The sequence below is a fragment of the Metabacillus schmidteae genome (genome assembly GCF_903166545.1).
Taxonomy (GTDB): Bacteria; Bacillota; Bacilli; order Bacillales; family Bacillaceae; genus Metabacillus; species Metabacillus schmidteae.
Genome location: NZ_CAESCH010000002.1, coordinates 610,880 through 634,372, shown reverse-complemented (window position 1 = coordinate 634,372; position 23,493 = coordinate 610,880). Strand labels below are relative to the sequence as shown.

19 protein-coding genes are annotated in these 23,493 nt (G+C 36.5%); 7 read left to right on the top strand and 12 right to left on the bottom strand.

Translation table 11 applies throughout. The features are described 5' to 3' along the window. Nucleotide 1 precedes the first annotated feature (1 nt). Together HWV59_RS23840 and HWV59_RS23835 are read right to left on the bottom strand one after the other, a co-directional pair. Entirely contained in the window at nt 2–1,897 is a 1,896-nt protein-coding gene (locus HWV59_RS23840) for an endonuclease MutS2 (protein ID WP_175640531.1), read from the bottom strand. A 650-nt stretch (nt 1,898–2,547) separates the two neighbouring features. Continuing rightward, complete coding sequence (locus HWV59_RS23835; protein ID WP_175640530.1) at nt 2,548–3,330, bottom strand: GNAT family N-acetyltransferase; 783 nt, start codon at nt 3,328–3,330, stop codon at nt 2,548–2,550. Nucleotides 3,331–3,504: 174 nt separating this feature from the next. Between HWV59_RS23835 and HWV59_RS23830 the strand changes: the two genes are divergently transcribed. From HWV59_RS23830 to HWV59_RS23820, 3 genes are all read left to right on the top strand, one after another. Further along, nucleotides 3,505–4,179, top strand: coding sequence for a response regulator transcription factor (locus HWV59_RS23830; RefSeq protein WP_102228553.1), 675 nt, complete (start codon nt 3,505–3,507; stop codon nt 4,177–4,179). Further along, nucleotides 4,169–5,527 (top strand): sensor histidine kinase, encoded by a 1,359-nt coding sequence (locus HWV59_RS23825; protein ID WP_175640529.1) that lies wholly within the window; start codon nt 4,169–4,171, stop codon nt 5,525–5,527. The genes HWV59_RS23830 and HWV59_RS23825 overlap by 11 nt, the downstream gene beginning before the upstream one ends. 408 nt (nt 5,528–5,935) lie before the next feature. Continuing rightward, a complete protein-coding gene (locus HWV59_RS23820; protein WP_175640528.1) occupies nt 5,936–6,250 on the top strand; it encodes a hypothetical protein in 315 nt (104 codons plus the stop codon). Between the two features lie 50 nt (nt 6,251–6,300). Here HWV59_RS23820 and HWV59_RS23815 read toward each other — a convergent pair whose 3' ends face one another. Then, nucleotides 6,301–6,591, bottom strand: coding sequence for a DUF3817 domain-containing protein (locus tag HWV59_RS23815; RefSeq protein ID WP_175640527.1), 291 nt, complete (start codon nt 6,589–6,591; stop codon nt 6,301–6,303). A gap of 148 nt (nt 6,592–6,739) precedes the next feature. Here HWV59_RS23815 and HWV59_RS23810 point away from each other — a divergent pair, with 148 nt between their 5' ends. Next, nucleotides 6,740–6,967 (top strand): hypothetical protein, encoded by a 228-nt coding sequence (locus HWV59_RS23810; RefSeq protein ID WP_102228547.1) that lies wholly within the window; start codon nt 6,740–6,742, stop codon nt 6,965–6,967. A 49-nt stretch (nt 6,968–7,016) separates the two neighbouring features. On the opposite strand, the gene HWV59_RS23805 is transcribed toward HWV59_RS23810, so the two are convergent. Continuing rightward, on the bottom strand, nt 7,017–7,160 hold the full coding sequence (locus HWV59_RS23805; RefSeq protein WP_175640526.1) for a YjcZ family sporulation protein: 144 nt from the start codon (nt 7,158–7,160) through the stop codon (nt 7,017–7,019). 88 nt (nt 7,161–7,248) lie between these two features. Continuing rightward, a complete protein-coding gene (locus HWV59_RS23800; RefSeq protein WP_175640525.1) occupies nt 7,249–9,264 on the bottom strand; it encodes a methyl-accepting chemotaxis protein in 2,016 nt (671 codons plus the stop codon). A 296-nt stretch (nt 9,265–9,560) separates the two neighbouring features. Between HWV59_RS23800 and HWV59_RS23795 the strand changes: the two genes are divergently transcribed. Further along, entirely contained in the window at nt 9,561–11,270 is a 1,710-nt protein-coding gene (locus tag HWV59_RS23795) for a methyl-accepting chemotaxis protein (RefSeq protein ID WP_235991887.1), read from the top strand. 9 nt (nt 11,271–11,279) lie between these two features. Beyond that, entirely contained in the window at nt 11,280–12,353 is a 1,074-nt protein-coding gene (locus HWV59_RS23790) for a sugar ABC transporter substrate-binding protein (RefSeq protein ID WP_407941654.1), read from the top strand. Between the two features lie 163 nt (nt 12,354–12,516). On the opposite strand, the gene HWV59_RS23785 is transcribed toward HWV59_RS23790, so the two are convergent. Continuing rightward, nucleotides 12,517–13,944: a vWA domain-containing protein gene (locus tag HWV59_RS23785; RefSeq protein ID WP_175640523.1), complete on the bottom strand. Its 1,428-nt coding sequence runs from the start codon at nt 13,942–13,944 to the stop codon at nt 12,517–12,519. A gap of 187 nt (nt 13,945–14,131) precedes the next feature. Between HWV59_RS23785 and HWV59_RS23780 the strand changes: the two genes are divergently transcribed. Further along, nucleotides 14,132–14,923, top strand: a complete 792-nt coding sequence (locus tag HWV59_RS23780) for an SDR family oxidoreductase (protein ID WP_175640522.1) — start codon at nt 14,132–14,134, stop codon at nt 14,921–14,923. Nucleotides 14,924–14,982: 59 nt separating this feature from the next. Here HWV59_RS23780 and HWV59_RS23775 read toward each other — a convergent pair whose 3' ends face one another. The 6 genes from HWV59_RS23775 to HWV59_RS23750 all read right to left on the bottom strand — a co-directional run bounded on the left by HWV59_RS23775 (nt 14,983) and on the right by HWV59_RS23750 (nt 23,493). Continuing rightward, nucleotides 14,983–18,012, bottom strand: a complete 3,030-nt coding sequence (locus HWV59_RS23775; protein ID WP_175640521.1) for an efflux RND transporter permease subunit — start codon at nt 18,010–18,012, stop codon at nt 14,983–14,985. A 507-nt stretch (nt 18,013–18,519) separates the two neighbouring features. Then, the gene (locus tag HWV59_RS23770; RefSeq protein WP_175640520.1) at nt 18,520–18,918 is read right to left on the bottom strand and encodes a GNAT family N-acetyltransferase; all 399 of its coding nucleotides are present in this window, start codon (nt 18,916–18,918) and stop codon (nt 18,520–18,522) included. An 87-nt stretch (nt 18,919–19,005) separates the two neighbouring features. Next, complete coding sequence (locus HWV59_RS23765; RefSeq protein WP_102228539.1) at nt 19,006–19,530, bottom strand: type 1 glutamine amidotransferase domain-containing protein; 525 nt, start codon at nt 19,528–19,530, stop codon at nt 19,006–19,008. Nucleotides 19,531–19,580: 50 nt separating this feature from the next. After that, entirely contained in the window at nt 19,581–20,525 is a 945-nt protein-coding gene (locus tag HWV59_RS23760; protein ID WP_102228538.1) for a sugar-binding transcriptional regulator, read from the bottom strand. Nucleotides 20,526–20,602: 77 nt separating this feature from the next. Next, nucleotides 20,603–22,615, bottom strand: a complete 2,013-nt coding sequence (tkt, locus tag HWV59_RS23755) for a transketolase (protein ID WP_175640519.1) — start codon at nt 22,613–22,615, stop codon at nt 20,603–20,605. Beyond that, nucleotides 22,615–23,493 (bottom strand): 6-phosphofructokinase, encoded by an 879-nt coding sequence (locus HWV59_RS23750; RefSeq protein ID WP_175640518.1) that lies wholly within the window; start codon nt 23,491–23,493, stop codon nt 22,615–22,617. Before HWV59_RS23750 ends, tkt begins: the two co-directional genes overlap by 1 nt.

Genomic DNA, 23,493 nt, shown 5'->3' with positions numbered 1-23,493 from the left:
TTTATTCTTCCATATATTCAATGACAACGCCATCGACATGCTTTCTTTTCATTAACTTTTTCTTCTTACGAACATCTTTTTCTTCAAAAACCTGGTTCAAGTCATATTCTTCGGGATATAATTCTTCAGACTGTATAAAAGGTTTTACCCGTTTATGATTGAGTGTTATTTTTTCTCCTTTCACAATCAACTTTAGTTCTCCCATCGGATTTATTGTTTTTTCTATAATTCCCTTAGTTTGAAGATGTGGAATCCAAACCGCGTCTCCTACTTGATAGGTGTGAATTTGCTTATTCATCACTCTATGTTCATCCTTTTTAGGTGTTCTTACTCTATCCTTTGTGGCAGGAATGATTGTTATCTCTTCTGTTGAGTGACGATCGCAAATCTCCTTTGCCCTTTGGATAATCTTCATCGGCATCCCTAGCTTTTGGGCAATTGAGAACGCTTGACTATCTCCTCCCTTACCAACAATTAATTTATATAGAGGTTGCAGAGTTTCAATATCAAAATCCATTGAGCCATTTTGGAATCCGCTTGCTTTCTCTGCAAAATCCTTAATTTCACTATAATGTGTAGTAGCAACAAGCAGGGCTCCTGAATGATATAGTGCTTCAAGGATTGAAATGGCTAATCCCATCCCTTCTCGCGGATCTGTCCCCGAGCCGATTTCATCAAGAATGACGAGAGTGTTTTCACGTGAATGATTTAATATCTCGATGACATTTGTAATATGAGACGAAAACGTGCTTAAGGAGTGCTCAATGCTTTGTTGGTCACCGATATCCACATAAATATTTTTCACAATACTAAAACAGCTGGTAGGATCTGCTGGAATATGAAGTCCTGATTGCACCATCATGGTGAGTAGACCTATCGTTTTTATTGTAACGGTTTTACCACCTGTATTGGGACCAGTTATAACTAAGGCCATGTAATCTTTTCCTAAAGTCACTGATAGTGGAACCGCACTTGCACCAAGTAATGGATGTCTTGCATTCAGTATTTCAAACCCTTCATCGGATTGGATGTTCACCTCATATCCATTCATATGTTTACTTAACTTTGCTTTCGCAAAAATAAAGTCATACGAAACCATTCCTTCAATATTAATGAGTAATTCCTGTTTATAAACTGCTGTCATATCTGTTAGTTGTCCTAAGACCTTTTGGATCTCTAATTCCTCTTCTACTTTTAGGTAGGTCAGTTCGTCTTGCAGTTTATTTAAATCACTCGGTTCCATAAAAACGGTTTGCCCACTTGAGGATTGATCAACAATTGTACCGGAAAATTTCCGTTTATATTCACTTTTCACAGGTACAACATATCGTCCGTTTCGAATGCTAATGACCTGTTCTTGGAGGTACGAGGAAGATGCCTTCATAATTTGGGCGATCTTTGTTTTTATTTTCTCATCAAGAGTGACTAGCTTGTTTCTAATTTTTGATAGTGCTCTACTTGCATAATCATCTACCTGATTATTCCTTATACACCTTGTTATTTCATCTGCAAGATCTTGTAACTCATATAAAGAGTATGCATATGAACTAACTGTCGGAGCGTGATAGTCTTGTTTCATCATAAATCGTTTAATTTTTTTCACACTATCTAAAAAGGCTCCTAAAAACTCGAATTGTTCTGGTGTAGGCAAGTAGCCTTTATCAACTAGTGTAACGATTTGCTCTACTCCGTGTAATGAGTGAACAGGGATACTTGATGATTTCTCAATGATTTTGCATGCTTCTGTTGTTTCGTTTTGCCATCTTTTTATTTTTCTTTCATCAGTGATAGGTAAAAGGTTTAGAGCTCTTTGTTTTGCTGCCTCGCTCATTGCGTATTCACTAAGTAATGCTAAGACTTTATTGTATTCAAGACTTTCAATTGTTTTTTTGTTCAATGGTAGAACCTCCTGTGTTTTTTTAAAAAAGGCTGTTTTAAACCTTTGCTGCTTGGTAATTAGTGTTGAGATGGTTGATTTGAGCTCCAGGATGCTCGCTTTCCGTGGGGCGGGCGGTGAGCTTCCTCGGCGCATGCGCCTGTGGGATCTCACCTGTCCCGCTACTCCCACAGGAGTCTCACACCTTCCGCTCAAATCAACCCAAATAGTCTTTTTTCAAAGAACCTTGTTTTTAGAAAAAAGACAATAAAAAGAGGTGCTGAACAATGGTTGTTCAGCACCTCTTTTAGATCATGATTACATAGGCTTTACGTGTGCACAAATAGACAAATTCCCCCTTTAAAAAGGGTTATTTGTTTTTAATGTGTGGATACAAAAAATCCGTACTTAAACAAGCACGGATTTTTCACACGGGCACTATGCAAGAAGATCGCAAATTGTGTACGATAACCGTTTTTGTTCTTAACCGTCCACATGTACATACTTAAATAAACCTCCGATATAGGTAAGTTTTTTCAACTATATTCATGTAGATGAAGTATTGACTTCGTTAGTTAAGAACAGAAACCCTCACAAAACACATCTCCTAAACTGTAATTACTTTTAAAATACCAGAGAATGGAATAAAAAGTCAAGATGGAATTAAATTGTTATAGCCCATTTTGAATGTCCTTTATACTTTTTCCTCCCAGAAACGCATGACCCGACTTTACATTTAAAATTGTGTCAAATCCAGACTTTTGGTAAACCTTTTCCACTCGCTCATTAATTGGGTGCACCCATAACCGGTCAACCTGCTTCTTCAGCATATCTTCCTGTATGTAATGGATAAGCTGGCCAATTAAACCATTTCCTCTATATTCCTTAATGGTTGCTACACTTTCTAATCGTGCATCTTGTTCATATAAAAATATGCATGCTGTAGAACAAGCGGTTCCATTGTATTTTAATAAATAATGGATATAACAGTCTTGCGAGAATTCTTCTTTAAATGCTTTTTCTCGAATTGAACCGCCGAGCTCCGGAATTTGACACTCAATATGAATGGCGTCTTGCATATTATCGCTTGTTACCTCTTCAATCGTAACAATTGAATTCGGTTCAATGTCTATTTTCCGTTTCCATAATTGAACCGGGCTTTCAAATTCTTCAAAGCTAAAACCCTTATTCTTTAGCAGTTCAAGAAATTCCGCTTGTCCTTCATAGTTTGAGAGATAAAAGCGTGGTATAATATTTTTTTCTTTATAAAAGGCAATTACTTCATTAATGATCTCTTCATAATGACCATTGTATGTAGAGATGTGTGCGTGATTTGCATCATAATAATTCGGTTGATTTTCATTATAAAAAAGATATCCCCAGCTTCTTTCAAGTTTTGTAGCAAAGGATGAAACATATGCAATGTCTAAAGCTTCAATATAGTTCTCAATCATGACCGTTTCCCCGCGTTCGTTTTATATTTTCATTCCAATCATACAAGGTTCAGGCCTTTGAATCTACTAAAATATTGATCTTATACCGTGCGTCCTCCCTTTTTTATTTTCTCTATTTTTTCACTTACCCATGGTAAAATACGATAAACTACTGTATAGAAGGGAGTTAACGGGGTGAATATCTTGTTAGCTGAGGATGATATAAAGCTTGGTGAGCTTATCACATATATGTTAGAACAAAAGGCAAACTATCATGTGGATTGGGTACCAACTGGTGAAGATGCTTATGAATATGCGATTGCCTCTCATTATGATGTGATCATTATGGATTGGATGATGCCTGATGGTGACGGAATTCAAACATGTAAAAAATTACGAAATGAACGCTATGGTGGTGCAATCTTAATGCTAACAGCTAAGGATGCAATTGCCGACCGGGTTGTTGGACTTGATGCTGGTGCAGATGATTATCTTGTTAAGCCATTTGAAATTGATGAACTTTTAGCACGCTTAAGAGCGCTGGGACGCCGAAACTTTTCACCTATTCGTGAGGATGTTCTTAAAATAGAGGGTTTAACCATCAACCGTACAAGCCAAACAATTGAAATGAATCAACAGCTTATACAATTAACTCCAAGAGAATATCAATTGCTTGATTTGCTTGTTCAAAATAAGGGTCAGGTCCTAACACGGGACATTATATATGATCGTATCTGGGGAACTGAAACAGATGTTTCTTATAAAACAATTGATGCTACTGTTAAGTTACTTCGTAAAAAACTTGCCAAGTTCGACAAAGAAAATTGGCTTCATAGTGTAAGGGGGGTTGGATACAAGCTTGAAACGTAGAAACAAGGATCTTTTTATAAAAACACAACAAAGCTTAACTGTTAAATATAGCTTACTAATTCTTTTGTTTTTATTTCTATTTATCACTCTTCTTTACGCTATTGCTTATTTCTGGTTTACAACTGCAGAAAAAAATGAACTAAGAGAAATGGCCTTATATGAGGCAGAATCTGTGGAAAAGCTTTTAGAGGAGCCTCGTGATTTTATACGAGAGCCACAATTTTTAACTGTGAACAGTAATCAATTATTTTATTATGTGTTCAACACTAAAGGTGAACTCGTCTTACAAAATGAACAATTGTCACTCTTTAAAGGTGAATTTTTAAATATGATTGATGATTGGACGCCCGCTAGAGAACAAATCAAAACAGAAGTTATAGAGATCAATCATGATAAAATTCTTAAACATAAAAAAGAAGATCAATTCTCTACGTATATCCCTAAAGGTGAAAAACTAAAAGTAATGATGATTGCCGAACCAATATATGAACGAAATCAGCTTGTCGGCTACCTTTACTTAGGAGAGGATATAACAGATTTATCAGAGCTCTTACGGGGACTTTTTATCCTTCTCGTTATAATGATTGTCTTTTTTTCATGTATTGCCTTTTACTTTAGCTCTGTCATGTCAAAGCGTGCCATGGTTCCAATTCGCCACGCTTTTAAACGACAGCAGGATTTTGTAGCAGATGCTTCCCATGAACTCAGGACTCCTTTAAGTGTGATGCTGTCTTCCATTGAAATTCTTGAGATGGAAAAAGATCAATTAAGCAATATGCCGGCAAGAATGGTTGATAATGTAAAAGAAGAAGTAAGACGTATGACTGAGTTAGTTGGAGATCTGCTCACTCTCGCAAGGTCTGATACAGATGATCCAAAACAAATTAGTTTTGAGAACATTGATCTACAGCCTATATCTGAAAAAACTGTTCACTCGTTCGAACCACATGCATTAGAAAAGAATATACAGCTTAATCTGGACGTGCAGCACTCTATAACTGTATATGGTCAAAGAGAACGATTAATCCAGCTGCTATACATTCTTCTAGATAATGCGATAAAATACTCGTCTGAAAACGATCATGTAAAACTAACCGTATGGAAAGAAAAAGACGATGCTTTTATTTCTGTATCTGATACAGGTATTGGAATTGACGAAAAAGACCTTTCATATATATTTGAACGATTTTACCGTGTGGATCGTGCACGAACGCGACAAAACGGAGGTCATGGTCTAGGCCTTTCCATTGCAAAATGGATCGTTGATCTCCACGGCGGGCAAATAAGTGTAGAAAGCAAATTAGATGCAGGCACGACATTTGTTGTTAAATTACCTCAAAAAAAATGATAACTTGTAGGGCAAATCGCTCTACAAGTTTTTGTTTTTGTGATGAATATCCATATAGTTTCACTTCAATATAGTTCACATTATTTGTCCCTCTTGACGCCGCAACACCCATTTTCTAAAATCATGCAGACTTACAAAACCGCAAATCACTTCTTGTTTCAAGAGCACATGTTGCAGGAACAACAAATAAAATGGCAGACACATTTCCCACTCAATCAGAAAGCAAAAGAAGCATATGGAAATAACTAGTTTAAAAGGGCCTTCCAACGGAAAGGCCCTTTTAAGCAATTACACAATAACAACATACCCCTTGATTTATTTTATTTATAAAGAATAAATCAAGCATGACTCTCTCTCCTGTTGCTTATACATGAAGTAGTACTGATATTTATAGGAGAGTGTAAACGAATGCGTAACATAATTCACTGTTTTTCTGTTTTTATCTATTTTTTCATTTTAATAGGATGTGCCAGCACTGAACATCCTAAAGACACTGCAGCAACAGTTGAGGATTCTATACACGTAAAGGCCATTTATATTGGATTAATAGACTCTCATTCAATTGAGGTCATCATCGACCAAACTCCAACTGCCATACAACTATCTGAAGAACACTACAAAACATTAGAGTCTTTGCCGACAAATACACCTATTACCATCACTTACTCTGTTCAAAAAAGCACCTCTCAGAATATTTTAGAGCATGTGGAAATAAATGAATAACAATAAAAAGAGGATCCGCTTCCAAACAAATGAATCGGTCCTCTTTTCCTTTAATTCTTTGTTTTCAACTGCTTGTCTAGTAAAAACGTTCCGAATGGAATAAAAGCTAAAAACACTGCCCATATTACAAAAAAGAAAGACCAGCGTTTTTTAAAAAACACAAAGGCAACCATAATCACGTAGGCCACAAAAAGAAAGCCATGTATTCCACCAGTCATGGTGACAGCAAAAGGAAAATCTAAAAAATACTTTAACGGCATGGCAATCAGCAATAAAACCAGGTATGAAATTCCCTCTAAATTTCCTGTGAACCGAAGTATTCCTACCGATGTATTGAACATCTTCTCACTCCATTTTCAATATCAATACTTCTATTATACTAACTGTCTCTTACTTGAAAACGATTAACTTTGACAATTTCATAACACTGTTACTTTTTGGATAAAGGATTCAACTATTTTCCATACTATAAAGGGAGGTGTATCTTCTATGGAGTTTTTACATAAATATGGAGTTGAACGTCAAAAGGATGGAATCATTCTTACTCTGTATGTATCAGATTTTGACACTGAGTTTGCCAATGAATTAGGATCAGAAATGTCTTCTTCTCATCAAGAGTCTGTCTGCGAATATGCTACTAATCGATTTCCCCATTTAAACATTAAAGCTGTGAAGATTGTTTGTGGAGGGATAATGATGGGGTTATGTGAATATTAGACGTTTGCACAACCGAAATAAAAGGGGCGAAAACGCCCCTTCCGCATATTTAGTACCAGCCATATCCAGAACCATAACCAGGTCCATAGCCACCTGAGAAAGCACCCGCTCCAACAATAATTAATAGGATGAACAATACAACGATTAAAGCAAAGCCGCTACCGTATCCAGCTCCACCATATTTTTCACTCATTACAATCACCTCCAAGGTCAATACCTTAATACAGTATGTAAAACCTTTAAAAAAGTGATATAGGACTTTTACATAATAAAATCCTTATTTATTCTGTTACCTTAAATTTATTTATCGTATTCTCTAATTCTACAATCGTTTGAGAAAGAGATGATGCAAGATCACCAAGTTCTTCCGCTGCAGCTGACTGCTCCTCTGTTGTTGCGGTTACTTCCTGAGCTGTAGCGGAAGACACTTCTGCCACATCTACCATCTCATTAATGGCATGCTCAACTTTTTCTTTATTTACATTTATCTTATCGATTGAGGCTTCAATATAATCAATTTCATAGATAATTGAATTTGTTCCTGCTAATATATTTTCAAATGCTTGTTGAGTATCATGAATGGATACTGATTGTTCCTTAAAAAGAGTTATTGTCGTTTTGACAAGCTCTACTGATTTTTTTGTTTGTGACAGGATACTTGAAATGACCGTTTCAATTCTCAGCGATGAGTTCTTCGTTTGGTCGGCAAGCTTCCGTATTTCTTTTGCAACGACAGCAAATCCTCTGCCTGCAACCCCTGCTCTTGCTGCTTCAATACTTGCATTCAGGGATAACAAATTCGTCTCATCACTTACACTTTTAATCATTTTAACGATTTCTTTTATTTGTTCAATTTCTTCATTTAATTGGTCCATTGTTTCATCAACTTGACTGATGTTTGTCCCCATCTTTTTGTTCTTTTCGGTTAATTCCTCTATTGTCACGATCGATTGACTACTTAACTTTTTCGTTGTTTCCGTTATAGTTGATACCTTGATCATATTGTCAGCTACCTCATTGATTTCACTTGATAGCTCTTTCATTTCGAGGTTCGTTTTTTCAGAATAATTAACCTGACTAACAGCACCCTTTGCCACCTCATCAATAGCAATTGCAATTTGCTCTGTAGCACTAGCAGATTCTACAGATATTCGCTTAAGATCATTCGCACTGTTTACTGCATGTGTTGAAGCCTTTTTATTTTCCCGAATCATTAGGGTCATATTATCAATCATATGATTAAAGCTGTTTCCTAATTGTCCGACTTCATTTTTATATAGATAATCCGCTCTGTGGGTTAAATCGCCTTTTTCTGCTTTTTTCATAATGGCCACAATTTTATTAATTGGCCTTGTCATACTTCTCGCCAGGAAAATACTTACAACAACTGATAGCAAGACAAAGCCTAGAATAATCAAATAAACGAAATAGATAACGTTTTGAATTTCCTTCATTAAATAGGATTTTGAAGTTGAAACAGCCACATTCCATCCATTCTCAGTTTCTTTGACAGAAACCAGGTTATCCTCTGTATTTTTTTGATTATCAAAACTGGATCCTACTAAATCCGGTTTGTTACTGGAAATGATTACTCCATCTTCATTATAGACTGAAATTTCTCTTACTGAATGGTCCTGTCCATTTTCATATACCTCTTGAAATACATCTCCATTTGCAACAAGGATGATCGTACCAATTCGGTCAAACTTCCGGAACAAATAAATATTTTCATAATTGTTTTCGATCCCTGCCTTCCAGGAGATCACACCTTTAGCGTTTTCAACCTCCTTTGCATAGGGAGAATCGTTATAATTTTCTAAGGAAAAATCTTCAATGTTTTGTTCCCCATACACCGTATCTTCTCTATTTACGAAGAAAATTGCTTTGGCATTTTTGTTAGAGAATGTGATACTGGATAAGAACTCTGAAGCATTTCGCTCCTTCGTTAACTTTTCAAATTCAGATAAACCATCATTTGATTGTAGCGTTTCCATCAGTTCCATATTTGAAAAAGGGACTAATGATAGATTATCTAACTCTCTTAGAGCATTATTTACATTTTTTGTTACTTGAACATTTATATCTTCGTTCATTGTCGCAACTTTATTTTCAATTGTATTTTTCGAAACAAAATACACGACATTTCCAATGATCAAACTTGGGATAAGAGTAAATAATAGCAAAAACAAAATAATCTTTGACTTCAGTGTCATCGCTTCTATATACCTTGGTACTTTTAACCTAAATCCCCCCTTTTTCTTTTGAGCTCCCTCTTTAATTGGTACTCGTTTTTTCATTTTTCCATCCCCCTTCTTATAAACTACCAAAGATTAGTTCTCTATCTTTAATTTCTCAGTTGTCTTGTCGCCTCTAATGTATCCGTTTTCAATTATACAATATATTCGACTAAATTCTTCATGTAATTATAATATTTTCAAAAAAACATAGTATAAATTTCACTTGAAATCATCAAATAAACTACCATCTGTTTTGGTAAAATATACCTAAATTCTCCACTGAATAATATTCGAATTTTGTCGATAATAAAATGAAACTGAATATAAAAGATACATGTTTTTATGGGGGGATTTATTTGTTAAATCAGTTGCGATGGAAAAACACAAAGATTGGTGGTAAATACTTCTATGTATTTCTCGTTGTTACCATTACTTTTTTAGTTTCCATTATTATTACGTATAGTTTGCTCATGCAAACGAATCAAACGATTAAAAATTCATTGATAAAAAATGAAGTAGCGCTTCATTCTGCAGACTTAGTCTCCTTATATCATGAAAAATACAATCAAATACCAGAATATTTATTATTGGCTGAAGATGAAAAGCTTCTAGAGTATTTAGATGATAGTCACAGGTTTATAAAAATTGCAAAGAACTTAAAAAGCCAACTAGAAAATGAAGAGCAAATTAAAATTTTCAATAAAATCATGGAAAATAACCATAAGCTCGATGAATACTTCTTTAGCACAATTGTTCCAAATGTCCAACAAATTAATACAAAAGAGTTTAAGAGATTACAAGAAGAAGCTGGTACGTTAAAGGTGGAAACAAGTCAATTAAGTGAACAATTAAAAACAATGGCGACAGATTCAAATCGCGCAGCTTTAACAGAATCACAAAAAAATATTGGGCAAACTATCACTCTTCTTATCATTTCTGTGGTTGTAGCGCTCATTGTTTCAACAGTTCTTCTTATGATCATTAGCAGAAAAATTTCTGCTAATTTGAATCAGCTCGTGATAATGAGTGAGGAAATTGCAAGTGGTAATCTTACTTTTGAGCCTTTAACCAGCAATGGTAGCGATGAGATTGGTCAATTATCTAAATCTATTAATCATATGGGTACTCGCTTACGAGAAATGATCGTAGAGGTTTCACACATTGCAACAGATGTTGATCAACAAAGTTCTGCATTTGCAGAATCTTCAACAGAATTAAAACAAGGTAGCACACAGGTTGCCAACACCATTGAAGAATTATCTACAGGTGTGAATAGCCAGGCAGATGAAGTATCAGATATCTCAGAGCATATCAAAGATTTCAGTCAGAAATTGATTGATGTTAATCATGACGGTCAGAAATTAGTTCAATTTTCTGATGAAGTTCTTGTCGTATCCATAAACGGTGATAACCAAATGAAAAGGTCTTTAGAACAGATGGACATGATATACAAAATAGTTGAACTCTCTGTTGAAAAAGTAAAAAGTCTTGAAACAAAAACACAATCGATTACAGAACTAGTTACTGTTATTAAAACGATCGCAGACCAAACAAATCTCCTTGCTTTAAACGCATCTATAGAAGCTGCAAGAGCAGGGGAAAGCGGGAAAGGATTTGCGGTTGTAGCATCAGAAGTAAAGAAGCTTGCTAATGAAGTGACGTCTTCTATTGAAAACATTACAAATATCGTAACAAGCATCAAAGAAGAAACTAGCTCAATGTCAAATGAGCTAAATAATGGCTTCCAAAAAGTGAATGAAGGAACACAGCAAATCCAATTATCAGGTCAGTATTTTTCTGATATTAAAAATAAAGTAACCGATATGACAAATCGTGTAAAAAATATCTCATCTGCCTTCCAATACTTTGAACAAACGAGCCAAGAAATTAATCAATCTGTTGAGCAAATTGCTGCCATTTCTGAAGAAACAGCAGCAGGTTCAGAAGAAATCTCTGCTGCTGTTTATGAACAAACTCAATCAATTGACTCGATCTCAACAAGCGCAAATACGCTATCTCAAATGGTTGAGCGTATGAACAAGATGATCAGAAAATTCAAAGTGTAAGACATAGAGATGGAGGAAAGACTAGTGACTTTATTTTTCAAAAAAGTAATCATAGGTTTAATGCTTACAATAGTAGCTCTTGTAGGCGGCGCTTGTTCTACGAAAGAAACGATGAGTAAACAAGCATCAGAAAAATTAATTAAAGATGAATCTGTTCCATACATTGGATTTTTATTAGATACACTTGAAGAAGAAAGGTGGTACAAAGATAAGCAATTGTTTGAAGATCATGTAAAATCTTTAGGCGGCCAAGTCAAGACTTTAGCTGCTAATGGCTCTGATGCTGTTCAGCTTAAACAAGCACAATTGTTGATCGAAGAGGGTGTGGACGTTCTTGTTGTAGTTCCGCACAATGCCGAAGAAGGAGCAAAGATCGTAGAAATGGCTCATAATAATAAGGTCAAAGTTATTTCTTATGATCGTCTTATCACAAAAAGTGAGTTAGATTACTATATTTCATTTGATAATAAAAAGGTCGGTGTCCTGCAAGCAACTGAAATCGTAAAACATACACCTAGAGGAAACTTTGTCTATATTGGTGGAGCAGAAACTGACAATAATGCACTTTTGTTTAGAGAAGGAGCTATGAGTGTTCTTCAACCATTGATTGATAAAGGAGACATTACCTTAATTGCAGAACAATACACAGAGGAATGGAATCCAGAGAATGCAAAGAACAATATGAAAGCTATTCTTAAAAAAGCTAATAACAAAGTCAATGCAGTCGTTGCAGCTAATGATGGAACTGCGGGTGGAGCAATTAGCGCACTTTCTGACGTTGGATTAGCAGGTAAGGTCCCTGTGTCTGGACAAGATGCCGAGCTTGACGGCGTTAAACGACTGGTAACAGGCACACAAACTATGACTGTATATAAGCCTATTCCTGTTATTGCCACCCAAGCAGCAGAAATGGCTTTTAAGGTCGCAAAAGATGAAGCCATCTCCACGGATACAACCATTAATAATCATAAAATCGATGTACCTACAATCCTTCTCGAACCTACCACTGTCATGAAGGAAACGATTAATTCTACAATTGTAAAGGATGGTTATTTATCAGAGGAAGAGATTTATAGGAATTAACTTATAAAAAGCGGCAAAACCTTAAAAAATTTATGCCATATTCAATCTTAATTGTCTACCTTCTATAGTAGAACCTATACATGACATAGCACATTTTCAATTTCAAAATATATAAAGAAAAAGATGAACACTGTTTAGTACAGTGTTCATCTTTTTCTTTGAACTATTGAGCCTGTTCCTTTAAACTCTTCATTTCCTCAACCCATTTATCAACATTTCCTTTTATCTCGTTTACTTTTGTATCAATTTTTTCCTTGTTTCTTTCCTGTAATTCATCTTTAAGTTTTTTTAATTCCTCTTCACGTTTGGTGAGTAATTCTTCGACTTCCGCTAACGTTTCATCTGTTAAACTTCCTTGTTCTTTCCAGATCTTTAATCCTTCCTGGAATCTTTGATTTTCTCTCGTAGTTGAAGCAGTCCACCCCTGTGTTAAGTCTGTGACTCTTTCAGTTTCGCGGAAAATCTCCCAACCATCTGGAACATAATTAACTGGAGCCCAAGTGAGCTCTAGCATGGAAGGAAGCCATTCGTACTCAATTGTGGACAATAGCTCCTCTTCACCATTAGCAGCAAAATATTCTCCATTACCTGCATTTGCAACAGCTTTTAGCTGGTTTTCTGCTTCATTGTCAACTTGAAATCCTATAATATTAACAGAAATATTGTCCTCTCCTTTTTGCTTAACAAATTGCTCTGCCGCTTTAGTTGGATTTCCATCACATGTTTCAACACCATCGCTAACAATATAAATTGTGATTTGACCATCAAGATTCTTACTAAATTCACTAGTCTTTTCTATTGCAGTTGCTAAAGGGGTCCATCCTTTTGCCTCAATGGCAGTAAGAGCTTCATTCATAGCTTTAGCATCATAAGCTCCCATTTGATAGACTTCTTCAATTTTCGAGCATGATTCTCCCTTTCCATTATCAGAATCGTCACCTCTATGACCAAATGCAACAAGTGAAACCTGACTTGAATCACTTATGGCCTCCGCAAAGCTTTCAACAGCATTTTTTGCAATATCCATGCGCAGCTTTCCCTCTGAGTCTAGTAACATACTTGAACTTGCATCAAGTAAAATATAAGAATAGTTTTCCTTACCAGTACTTTCACTTTTCGTAACCTGTTCGGGACGAGGAAGCAACGGCTCATTAAATCCCGGAGTAAATGAATCTAAATCCCGGACAATTTCATCATAGCTCGGACTCCCTGCATAATACACCAGTGCTTTCATAAGAGTTTCCGGATCATCCGCCTCCTCCGTTAATGGTTCTAATACTTCTTTCATGTTATTTATATACTGAGGTTCGAGTTCTTCAAGTCCCCACAAAACTTGCTCTGTATCTTCTTCATATGTAATATCTTTTGTTAATTCTCCTGCCTTAAATTCCATTAAGGACTCCACTGTTACAGATGTGGAAAGCTCATTTATTTTAGATAGCTCCCCTTGACTCTTTTCTTCCTGGTTTACCGCAGCCTGTTCATTTTTCTTCTCATTTGCTGTTGATACTTGTTTATCATCAGTATTTGCACATCCTCCACAAATAAGTAGGATTGAGAAAAACGAGATAAGCCAATATTTATTAATCATATTTATCACCTCTATTTTGCCTATTCATAATTTTTCCATCATTATACTCCCTTACATAGTACGAATAGATAGAATGAAAGTTTCATCTTTTCCTCCTCTTATCATCATACCAATGGTTATATGGTTTACGATAACTGATTTCTGTTAAATATATAAGAAATATCTAAATAAGAAAGGGCTATTAATCATGTTAACTAATCATAACCTTAAGGGGAAAGTAGCTGTTATCACCGGCGGTGGTTCCGGGATAGGACGTGCCACTGCTTTTCGTTTAGCAAATGAAGGTGCAAAAGTATGTTTGTTAGATATTCATTTTGAGGATGCGAATCACGTTAAAAAACAAATTGAAGAAGCTGGTGGCAAGGCGATTGCTAAAACATGTGACATCAATTCATCACAGGAAATAGAGGATGGAATAAAAGCTGCAGTGGATGAGTGGGAACGTGTGGATATTTTATTCGCTAATGCCGGTATAGCTGGAGAAATGGCACCGATTGAAACGATGAATGAAGAAGATTGGAATCGTACCATTAATACTAATTTAACAGGAACTTTCCTAACAGTTAAACATGCGATTCCGTTTATGAAAGATGATGGAGGCAGCATTATTATTACAAGCTCTGTTAGTGGTAACCGCATTTTCTCACAAACTGGTTTTACCGCTTATAGTACATCAAAAGCCGGGCAGATTGCGTTTATGAAAATGTCTGCATTAGAACTTGCCAAATATAAAATCCGTGTTAATGCGGTTTGTCCCGGTGCGATTGAAACAAATATTCAAGAGTCAATTCATCAATCCTCTGACCTAAAAAAGATTGAAATCCCTATCGTTTTCCCTGAGGGAGACCAGCCTCTCGACCATAAACCAGGGAAATCCGAACAGGTAGCTGATTTGGTTACATTTTTAGCATCTGATTTATCTTCACATATAACCGGAACAGAAATTTATATTGATGGTGCAGAATCGTTATTGAGATAAACATCAGCATATTAAAAAACGCCGAGTATACCGTACTCGGCGTTTAATTTGTTTCTCTATCAAACTGCCATTGTCTTCTGTTGTTCTTCTGCTAATTTACGTTGTTTTTTTGACTTCCTAAAGTATAATAATTCATACACAACAGGAATCACAACAAGTGTTAATAATGTCGCAGCACTTAACCCGCCAATAACTACAACTGCTAAACTTGCAGAAACTAAGTTACCTGCTTCAGCTTCCTTAAATAAAAGAGGCAGCATGGCAGAAATTGTGGCAACAGCTGTCATGATAATTGGTCTCATTCGAATGGTTGCCGCTTCGACAATAGCATCACGGATAATCATCGTTTGTTCATTTTGCTTAACTCGATCTAATAACACAATGGCATTCGTCACTACGATTCCAATTAGCATTAATGCTCCTAATAACGCGGTAATATCAACGGTAATTCCACTGATAATAATTCCAAGGATCGCTCCAATTGCCGCAAGGGGTAATGAAAAGAGAATGGCAATCGGTGCACGTATCGTTTTAAACGTAATGACCATGATAAGAAAAACAATTCCTATCGACGCTAACATCGTCATAAACAAATCATTAAAATCACTCGCTTGATCTGCACTTGCACCACCAACAAATACGTCAACATCGTCCGGCAGATCAATTCCCTCTACATCTTCACTTCCAAAAATTTCACTATTTATTTCTGTTGAAATGATTGATAGTTTTTCAGGATCAACATTCACCGTCACTCTTACATATTGTTTTCCATCTTTATGAAATGAACTCGTTGGTTCTTCAGTCTCTGTTAATTCAGCTACCTCTGAAATAGGTGTCATTCCTGACTGAGTCATAATTGGTACTTCTGAAAGGTCCTTTTTCGTTTCCGGTGTGTAAACTGGCTCCAGCATCACCATTGTTTGCTGATCATTTACCTCTATTGAACCAATAGGTGTTTGATTCAGCATAACAGCAGCTTGTTGGGCAATTTGATCAGCCTTTGCCATACTTGGATCAACGACAAATGAATAGACTGTTTTTGTTTCTTCCTGGTTTGTAGTGACCTCTTCAACTCCATCAATTTCCTTGACCTTTTGTTGGATATTCTCAGAAACTGCAACAAGGTCATTTAGACGATCACCCATTATATCAATTGTAATAGAGGTACTTCCTCCACCCATCATGGAAGCTTCAGTTGCTTCTAAGGTAGCATCCTTATATTCATCCTTTTGCTCAAGAACTTTTTCAATAAATCCACCCATATCTGCATCTTCTTTTAATATGGCCATAATCTGAGTTTCTGTCGGATTTCCAACTGCCCCATATTTTGCTGCATCAGCTGAGTTTCCTAACTGAAGATATATATTGTCTAATTCTTTTTGTTCGAGGATATAGTTTTCAAGCTTAACAGACTCTTCTTTTACTTTCTCAATTGGTGTATCATTCGGATACGCTAATGATACAAAAACATAGTCAGCTTGAGTTTTATTCACCGATCCTTTAGGAAGTGCAAAATATGCTCCTATAGAACCTGCAAATAGAACGAATGCTGTTAAAAAGACAACCCATTTATGATTCAAGGACCATGTTAAAAAGGCTGAAAAACGGACGGATGGTTTATGTTCCTTAATATTGGCATTTTTAAGTAATCCTGCACTCATTACAGGAACAATTGTTAACGCCACAATTAGAGATGCTAACAGTGAATACGTAATCGTTAAGGCAAACGGTAAAAGGAAATCCTGTAGTCCCCCATTAAGTAATCCCATCGGTAAGAAGACAGCTACTGTCGTTAATGTTGAGGATGTTATTGCAGAGCCAACCTCCTTTGTCGCCTCTGTGACCATGTTAACTGAAAATTTCTCTGTTTGTGCTTTTCTAAAGATATTTTCAATAACAACAATACTATCATCAACAAGTCGGCCAACCGCCACAGCTACTCCACCAAGTGTTAAAATATTTAATGTGACACCAGATTGAGCTAGTAAGAACAACGTCAAGCCTAGTGACAATGGGATGGATACGATTGTAATCAATGTTGAGCGTAAGTTACGTAAAAATAGCATAATCACAATTGTTGCAAATAAAGCACCAAGTAGTACTTCCTTAATCATACTGTGAACAGAAGATTCAACCATATCAGCAGATGCTAAAATGACAGTTGTTTCCAAATTATCGTATTTTTCGTTTAGCTCTTCGGACACCTTTTCTGCTTCTTTACTAATTGTAACTGCATTTGATTGACTGTCTTTTGTAACGACGAAGGTAAGAGCATCAGCACCATTTACTTTTGTTAAATTGCCTTCTTGCTTTTCCATTGATATGGAAGCTACTTGATTTAGTGAAACACTTGGTACCACTTCTGTATATTCGAGATCTTTAATCGTATTTATATTTCCAATCACTTTTATGTTCGCGGCTTTACCATCAACTGTGTTTTCCGAAACAGCCGCAGCGGTATTTTGACCTTGAAGCATCGTCATAATATGTTCAATTGAAACATTTTTTTCAGCCATCTTTTTTTCATCTAATTCGACAGAAACAAATGAAGGAATAATACCGTTTGTTTGAATTTCTGCTACACCTTTAATATCCTTGAATTGTGGAACAATTTCATCCTGTGCATACTTAACTGTCTCAGGGGTAATTCCTTTATCAAAAGTTAAGGCGATATAGGAAACTGGAATCATTGAGGTATTTAACTGAACAATATTTGGCTTCATAACATTTTCCGGAAGTGTTACATTTGAGAGTGCCTCTTCAATTTCCCGTTTTGCTTCTTTTTTATCAACACTGGATTCAAGGTGAATATCAACGGAAGAATATCCATCACCAGTTGTCGAAAACACATTTATCTTTCCATTTATACTCTCAACCGCCTCTTCAATAGGGGTTGTCACTTGCTCTTCCATCGTGCTCGCATCGACTCCGTTCCCCATCGTCACCACCGAAATAAACGGCTGATCTGCCGAAGGCAAAAACTCCATTGGAAGTCGGAAATAACTAAAAACTCCCATCACAAGAATAAGTGCAGACATTAAGAAAACGGCTGCTTTGTTTTTAAATGACCATTTTGTAAACCATGACATTTGCTATTTTCTCCTTTCAAAATCCATTGAATTTTTTGTTGTTAATAGAGCTGGATAACTCCTTTCCCGATTAGGTCTCAAGATTTATAATCAGTTCGTTACTACAGACCTTATTTTAATAACAAAATGTGGAAACGATAATTGACTTAAGGTGTAAAATCTTCTAAGGCTTGAGACGTATCTTGTATTGGGAGGTGATAAAGAGTAGTAGCAATGATTAGGGGAGTTCGCCGAATGTGGAAGGGATTATGCGTCAAAATGGGTCTTTGTTGCGTCATTATTAAGGAGGGTTGCACCTTTTCTCGTGCTCTTTGCATTTTTTTAGTGTGGTTGCAGCTTTTTCAGGCCGGGTTGCGTCGTTTTTCCTTTGGGTTGCGTCAAATGCGGAAGGGGTTGCATCAAAATGGGGTCTTGTCGCGTCATTATTTTGAAAGGTTGCACTTTTCTAGGATTGTTACATCGATCTATAAAAAAAAACAGACTTAACGTCTGCCCTTGTACCAATATTCAGCGCTTTCTAGGAATACTAAATCCGTTATTAATAGGTGTAAAGCCTATTTTCGGGTAATACTCCATTGCCTGCTGAGAAGCAAGTAATAAAAGGGATACTTCTTCATCTATTTCTTCTTGCAGCAACCGAACAAGCTCTTTTCCAATTCCTTGTTTTTGGTGTTCTTTATCAATGGCTAAGTCGGATAAATAACAGCAATAATTAAAGTCAGTAATTGCACGAGCGACTCCTATCACTTTCCCATCACATCTGGCAGTAATGATAATATCTGCTTTTTCAATCATTCGCTGTAATCGTGGCAAATCATCTACAGGTCTTTTAATTCCTGAGGCTTTAAACACATGAGATAATTCTAATGCACTGATTTGATCATGGACTTTATATGTATATTCCATTTTGAGATCGTCTCCTCTTCCTTTTTTCACCTAGTATAATTGGATAAGACCCATTTCTCAATACATAGAAATGGGTCTTACTAAATGTTATTTATTTTCTAATACTTTAATAAACTCTCTCATATAATCAGGTAAATCCGGTGGGCGTCTGCTTGAGACGAGATGGCCATCAACTACGACCGCTTCATCCAACCAAGTTGCCCCTGCATTTTCCATATCATCGCGGATTCCAGGTGTACTTGTTACATTTTTTCCTTGTAAAATCTTTGCAGATATCAACACCCAGCCAGCATGACAGATCTGACCGATAGGCTTTTTCTGTTCCTCCATATGCTGGGTAATGTCAATTACTTCCTTAAAACGGCGAAGCTTATCTGGAGCCCAACCACCAGGAACTAACAGTGCGTCATAGTCATCAGGATTGACTTGTTTAAAATCAAGATCTGATGTTGCGGGAACACCATATTTCCCTTTATACGTGAAATTTGCTTCTTCACCAGCAAGATGAACAGTGGCTCCTTCCTCACGCAAACGATGAATTGGATACCACAGCTCCAAATCTTCAAAATCTTCATGAACAAAACTAAGGATCTTTTTATCAGATAATCTCATAACTTTCCCTCCTTCTATTTGACGATAACGTAATTTTCTAGAGTAGACAACTATGATCCCATATCTGCTAAAATATTTGCCGTATGTTGATCTGTAATTAATACATTTGCATACTTACCTTTAAGTGCACCATATATTGCCTCAACCTTTTTGGGACCGCCGGCAACCAAGATTGATTTTTCCTTTTTAGCCAGTTCATGTAACTCAATACCAATTGTGCGATTATTTAAACTCTCTACACAAATTTCTCCATTTTTATCGAAAAAGCGTGAACAAATCTCTCCTGCTGCTTTGGACTGGATTAGATGTTGATCTTCCTTTGATAAATATTCTGCTTGTAAAAGAACTGAATCTACCACAGGAGTTCCAAGACTAAAGATCGCGATATTTGCTTCTTTCCCTAGCTCAAGGATTTTATGAATATGTCGATCAGCCTCAATCGCTTGTTTCACAACGATATGATCTACAATGGCTGGTAACGGTAACAAAAACGTTTGGGTATGAAATGCCTCTCCGAACAAATGAATAATTTCAGATGCATAGGTTTTTGTTTCTGAATGACTTACACCACCATTTAATTGAACGATGGTAGTATGACTTAATGGTCTTTGTTTCAGCCTCATTGCTACCTCATAAATCGTTGTACCCCATGATGTAGCAATAACATCATGATCTTTAACATTTTTATGAAGGTAGTTTGCAGCTACTTCACCAAGCTGTTGTTTAATATAACGATTATCGTACTCAGATAAAGAAGCAACGACAACTTCCTTTAATCCAAATTTTTCTTTAAGGCGCTCTGTTAATAATTTGTCTGCTTCCGTTGGATTATTAATTTTAATCTCCACAATTCCTAAATCCTTTGCTTGTTTAAGCAATCTGGAAACAGTTGGTCTTGAAACATCTAATTTTTTCGCAATTTCCTGCTGACTATAATCTAATTGATAATAAAGTCTGGCCGCTTCAACAATTTTATTGAGTTTTTCTTTTTCCATTTACAGCACCTAATTATCTTTTTTATATGACAAACGAGAGGCTGACATCGTAAGTCGTCAGCCTCTGTTGTTAGTTATTATTCAGCAAGTAATTTTTTTACACGAGCTACTACATTTTCAACAGTGAAGCCATATTCAGCTAGAATACGATTTGCCGGAGCAGATGCACCAAATGTATTGATAGCTAAGATATCACCTTCATCTCCTGAATAACGATCCCAACCTAGTGGAGATCCCATTTCAATTGCAAGACGCTTTTTCACTTCTTTTGGAAGAACAGAACGCTTGTATTCAACAGATTGCTTTTCGAAGCGATCCCATGCAGGCATACTTACAACAGCTGCCTCAATGCCTTCTTGAGCAAGAGCTTGTTGTGCTTCTACTGCTAATCCTACTTCAGAACCTGATGCTAGTAAAAGAACATCTGCTGTTTCTTTTCCAGCAGGTGAAACGACATAAGCACCTTTTTGAACACCTTCATAAGCCGTATCTTTTGTTCCTTTAATTGTAGGTAAGTTTTGACGAGTTAAAACAAGTGCAGTTGGAGTTGATTTAGATTCGATAGCTGTTTTCCAAGCTGCTGCTGTTTCGTTACCGTCTGCAGGGCGAACCACTGAAAGATTCGGCATTGCACGTAATGATGCAAGTTGTTCTACAGGCTCATGTGTTGGACCGTCTTCACCAACAGCAATACTGTCATGTGTGAATACATATGTTACTGGTAAATTCATAAGTGCCGCTAGACGGATTGCAGGGCGTAAGTAATCAGAGAATACAAAGAATGTTCCACCGAATACATTTAAGCCACCGTGAAGCGCCATACCGTTTAATGCTGCACCCATTGCGAATTCACGTACACCGAACCAAATGTTACGGCCACTGTAATCTTCACTTGTGAAATCACCGCTACCGCTAATTGTTGTTTTATTAGAACCAGCTAAATCTGCTGAACCACCAAAGAATGATGGAAGGTTTTTCGCAATTCCATTTAATACTTCTCCTGAAGAAGCACGTGATGCAAGGCTTGATCCCTCTTCGTAAACTGGAATATCCTTATCCCAACCTTCTGGAAGCTCACCATTGACCGCAACTTTGAATTGTTTTGCCAGCTCTGGATATTCTTTTTCATATCCTGCTACTAATTCATTCCACTCATTTTCTTTTGCACTTCCAGCTTCTTTCACTGTTTTGTTAAAGTGGTCATATACTTCATTTGGAACGTGGAAATCTTGTTCAAAAGTCCACTCATACGCTTCTTTTGTTAATTTAATTTCATCAGCACCAAGCGGTGAACCGTGTGAAGCAGATTTACCGGATTTATTTGGTGAACCGAAACCAATTGTTGTTTTTACTTCAATTAATGTAGGACGGTTTAAATCTTGTTTCGCTTGTTCAATTGCATTTGAAATTTCGTTCAAATCATTTCCGTCTTCAACACGGATAACTTGCCAGCCTTGTGCTGTAAAACGTTGTTCAACATTTTCTGAGAAAGAACGATCAAGATCTCCGTCTAATGAAATATCGTTTGAATCATAAAGAACAACTAAACGACCAAGTTTTAAATGAGCTGCTAATGATGCTGCCTCAGAAGAAATACCTTCCATTAAGTCTCCATCACCACAGATTGCATATGTGAAATGATCCACAACATTGAAAGATGGTTTGTTGTATGTTTCAGCTAAATGACGTTCAGCCATAGCCATTCCAACTGCCATCGCAATTCCTTGTCCAAGTGGACCAGTTGTTGCGTCTACACCTGGTGTATGACCGAATTCAGGATGTCCTGGAGTTTTACTTCCCCATTGTCTAAAAGATTTTAAATCATCCATTGAAACATCATAACCTGTAAGGTGCAGAAGGCTGTATAAAAGCATAGAACCATGTCCAGCAGATAGGACAAAACGGTCTCTGTTAAACCATTCCGGATTAGTAGGATTAACATTCATGAATTTTGTCCATAATGTATACGCCATAGGTGCTGCACCCATCGGCATACCCGGGTGACCAGAGTTTGCTTTTTCAATAGCATCAATTGACAATGTACGGATTGTTTCAATTGATAATTTTTCTAAATTCGTTAATTCGCTCATTATATTCCCTCCGAATATGATATTTCTTTTAATTCTACTTTTTTATCTTTTATGATCAATTGACCTGATGGTTGATCAGATATGGACCACTCAATAATCGCTTTCTTAAATTGATTTGTAATAAGGCGATCTAATGCAGTCGGATATGGACCACTGCATTGTGATTCATCAATAACAACGACCTTCCAATCAAGATCAAATTCTCCAAAATGTTCTCCTAATGCAACAGGATCAACATCTTGATCCATGATGAAAAAGGTGTATCCTTCATTGTTCATTTCTTTTTGTTTAATATGTTGTTTTAAACGAGCCACTTGGGAAGAATCAACTTGCTCAACTACTTCAGCTTCAACTGCTATTGCAGTATCATGTAACAATCTCGATTTCTCTGCACCAGGAATTTGCACGTTAAAAACACGTACCTTTCCATAATCTAGAGAGCTGGCAGTATCTCTGACTCTTTCAATATTTTCTACAATAGAATTTAGTGCAGTATCATAACCTAATGTCAGGTCTGACTCCTCTATGTTATTAAAGATACTAACCGGTACCCGCAATATTTTCCCTGATAAATTGATCACATTGACTTTTGTATCCCCTAATAAAATAACCTGATCAAGCTCTGTTAATTCACCTGCAAGCGCGGATAATTGATTGTTCCAGATGGTAATCGGAAAAGCATTCAATACATAAGAACCCGAACCAAACGAACGATATGTATTCCCATTAAGTTCCTTACGAACTAACTGCTTCTCTGTATCGTCCCATTCAATCCCAATAACTTTATGACCTTGACTGGAAAGTTCTTCTACTAGGGTACGAACGATCTGTGCTGTACCTGCTGAAGCACAACCAAAATGAACTACACCTATTTTCAT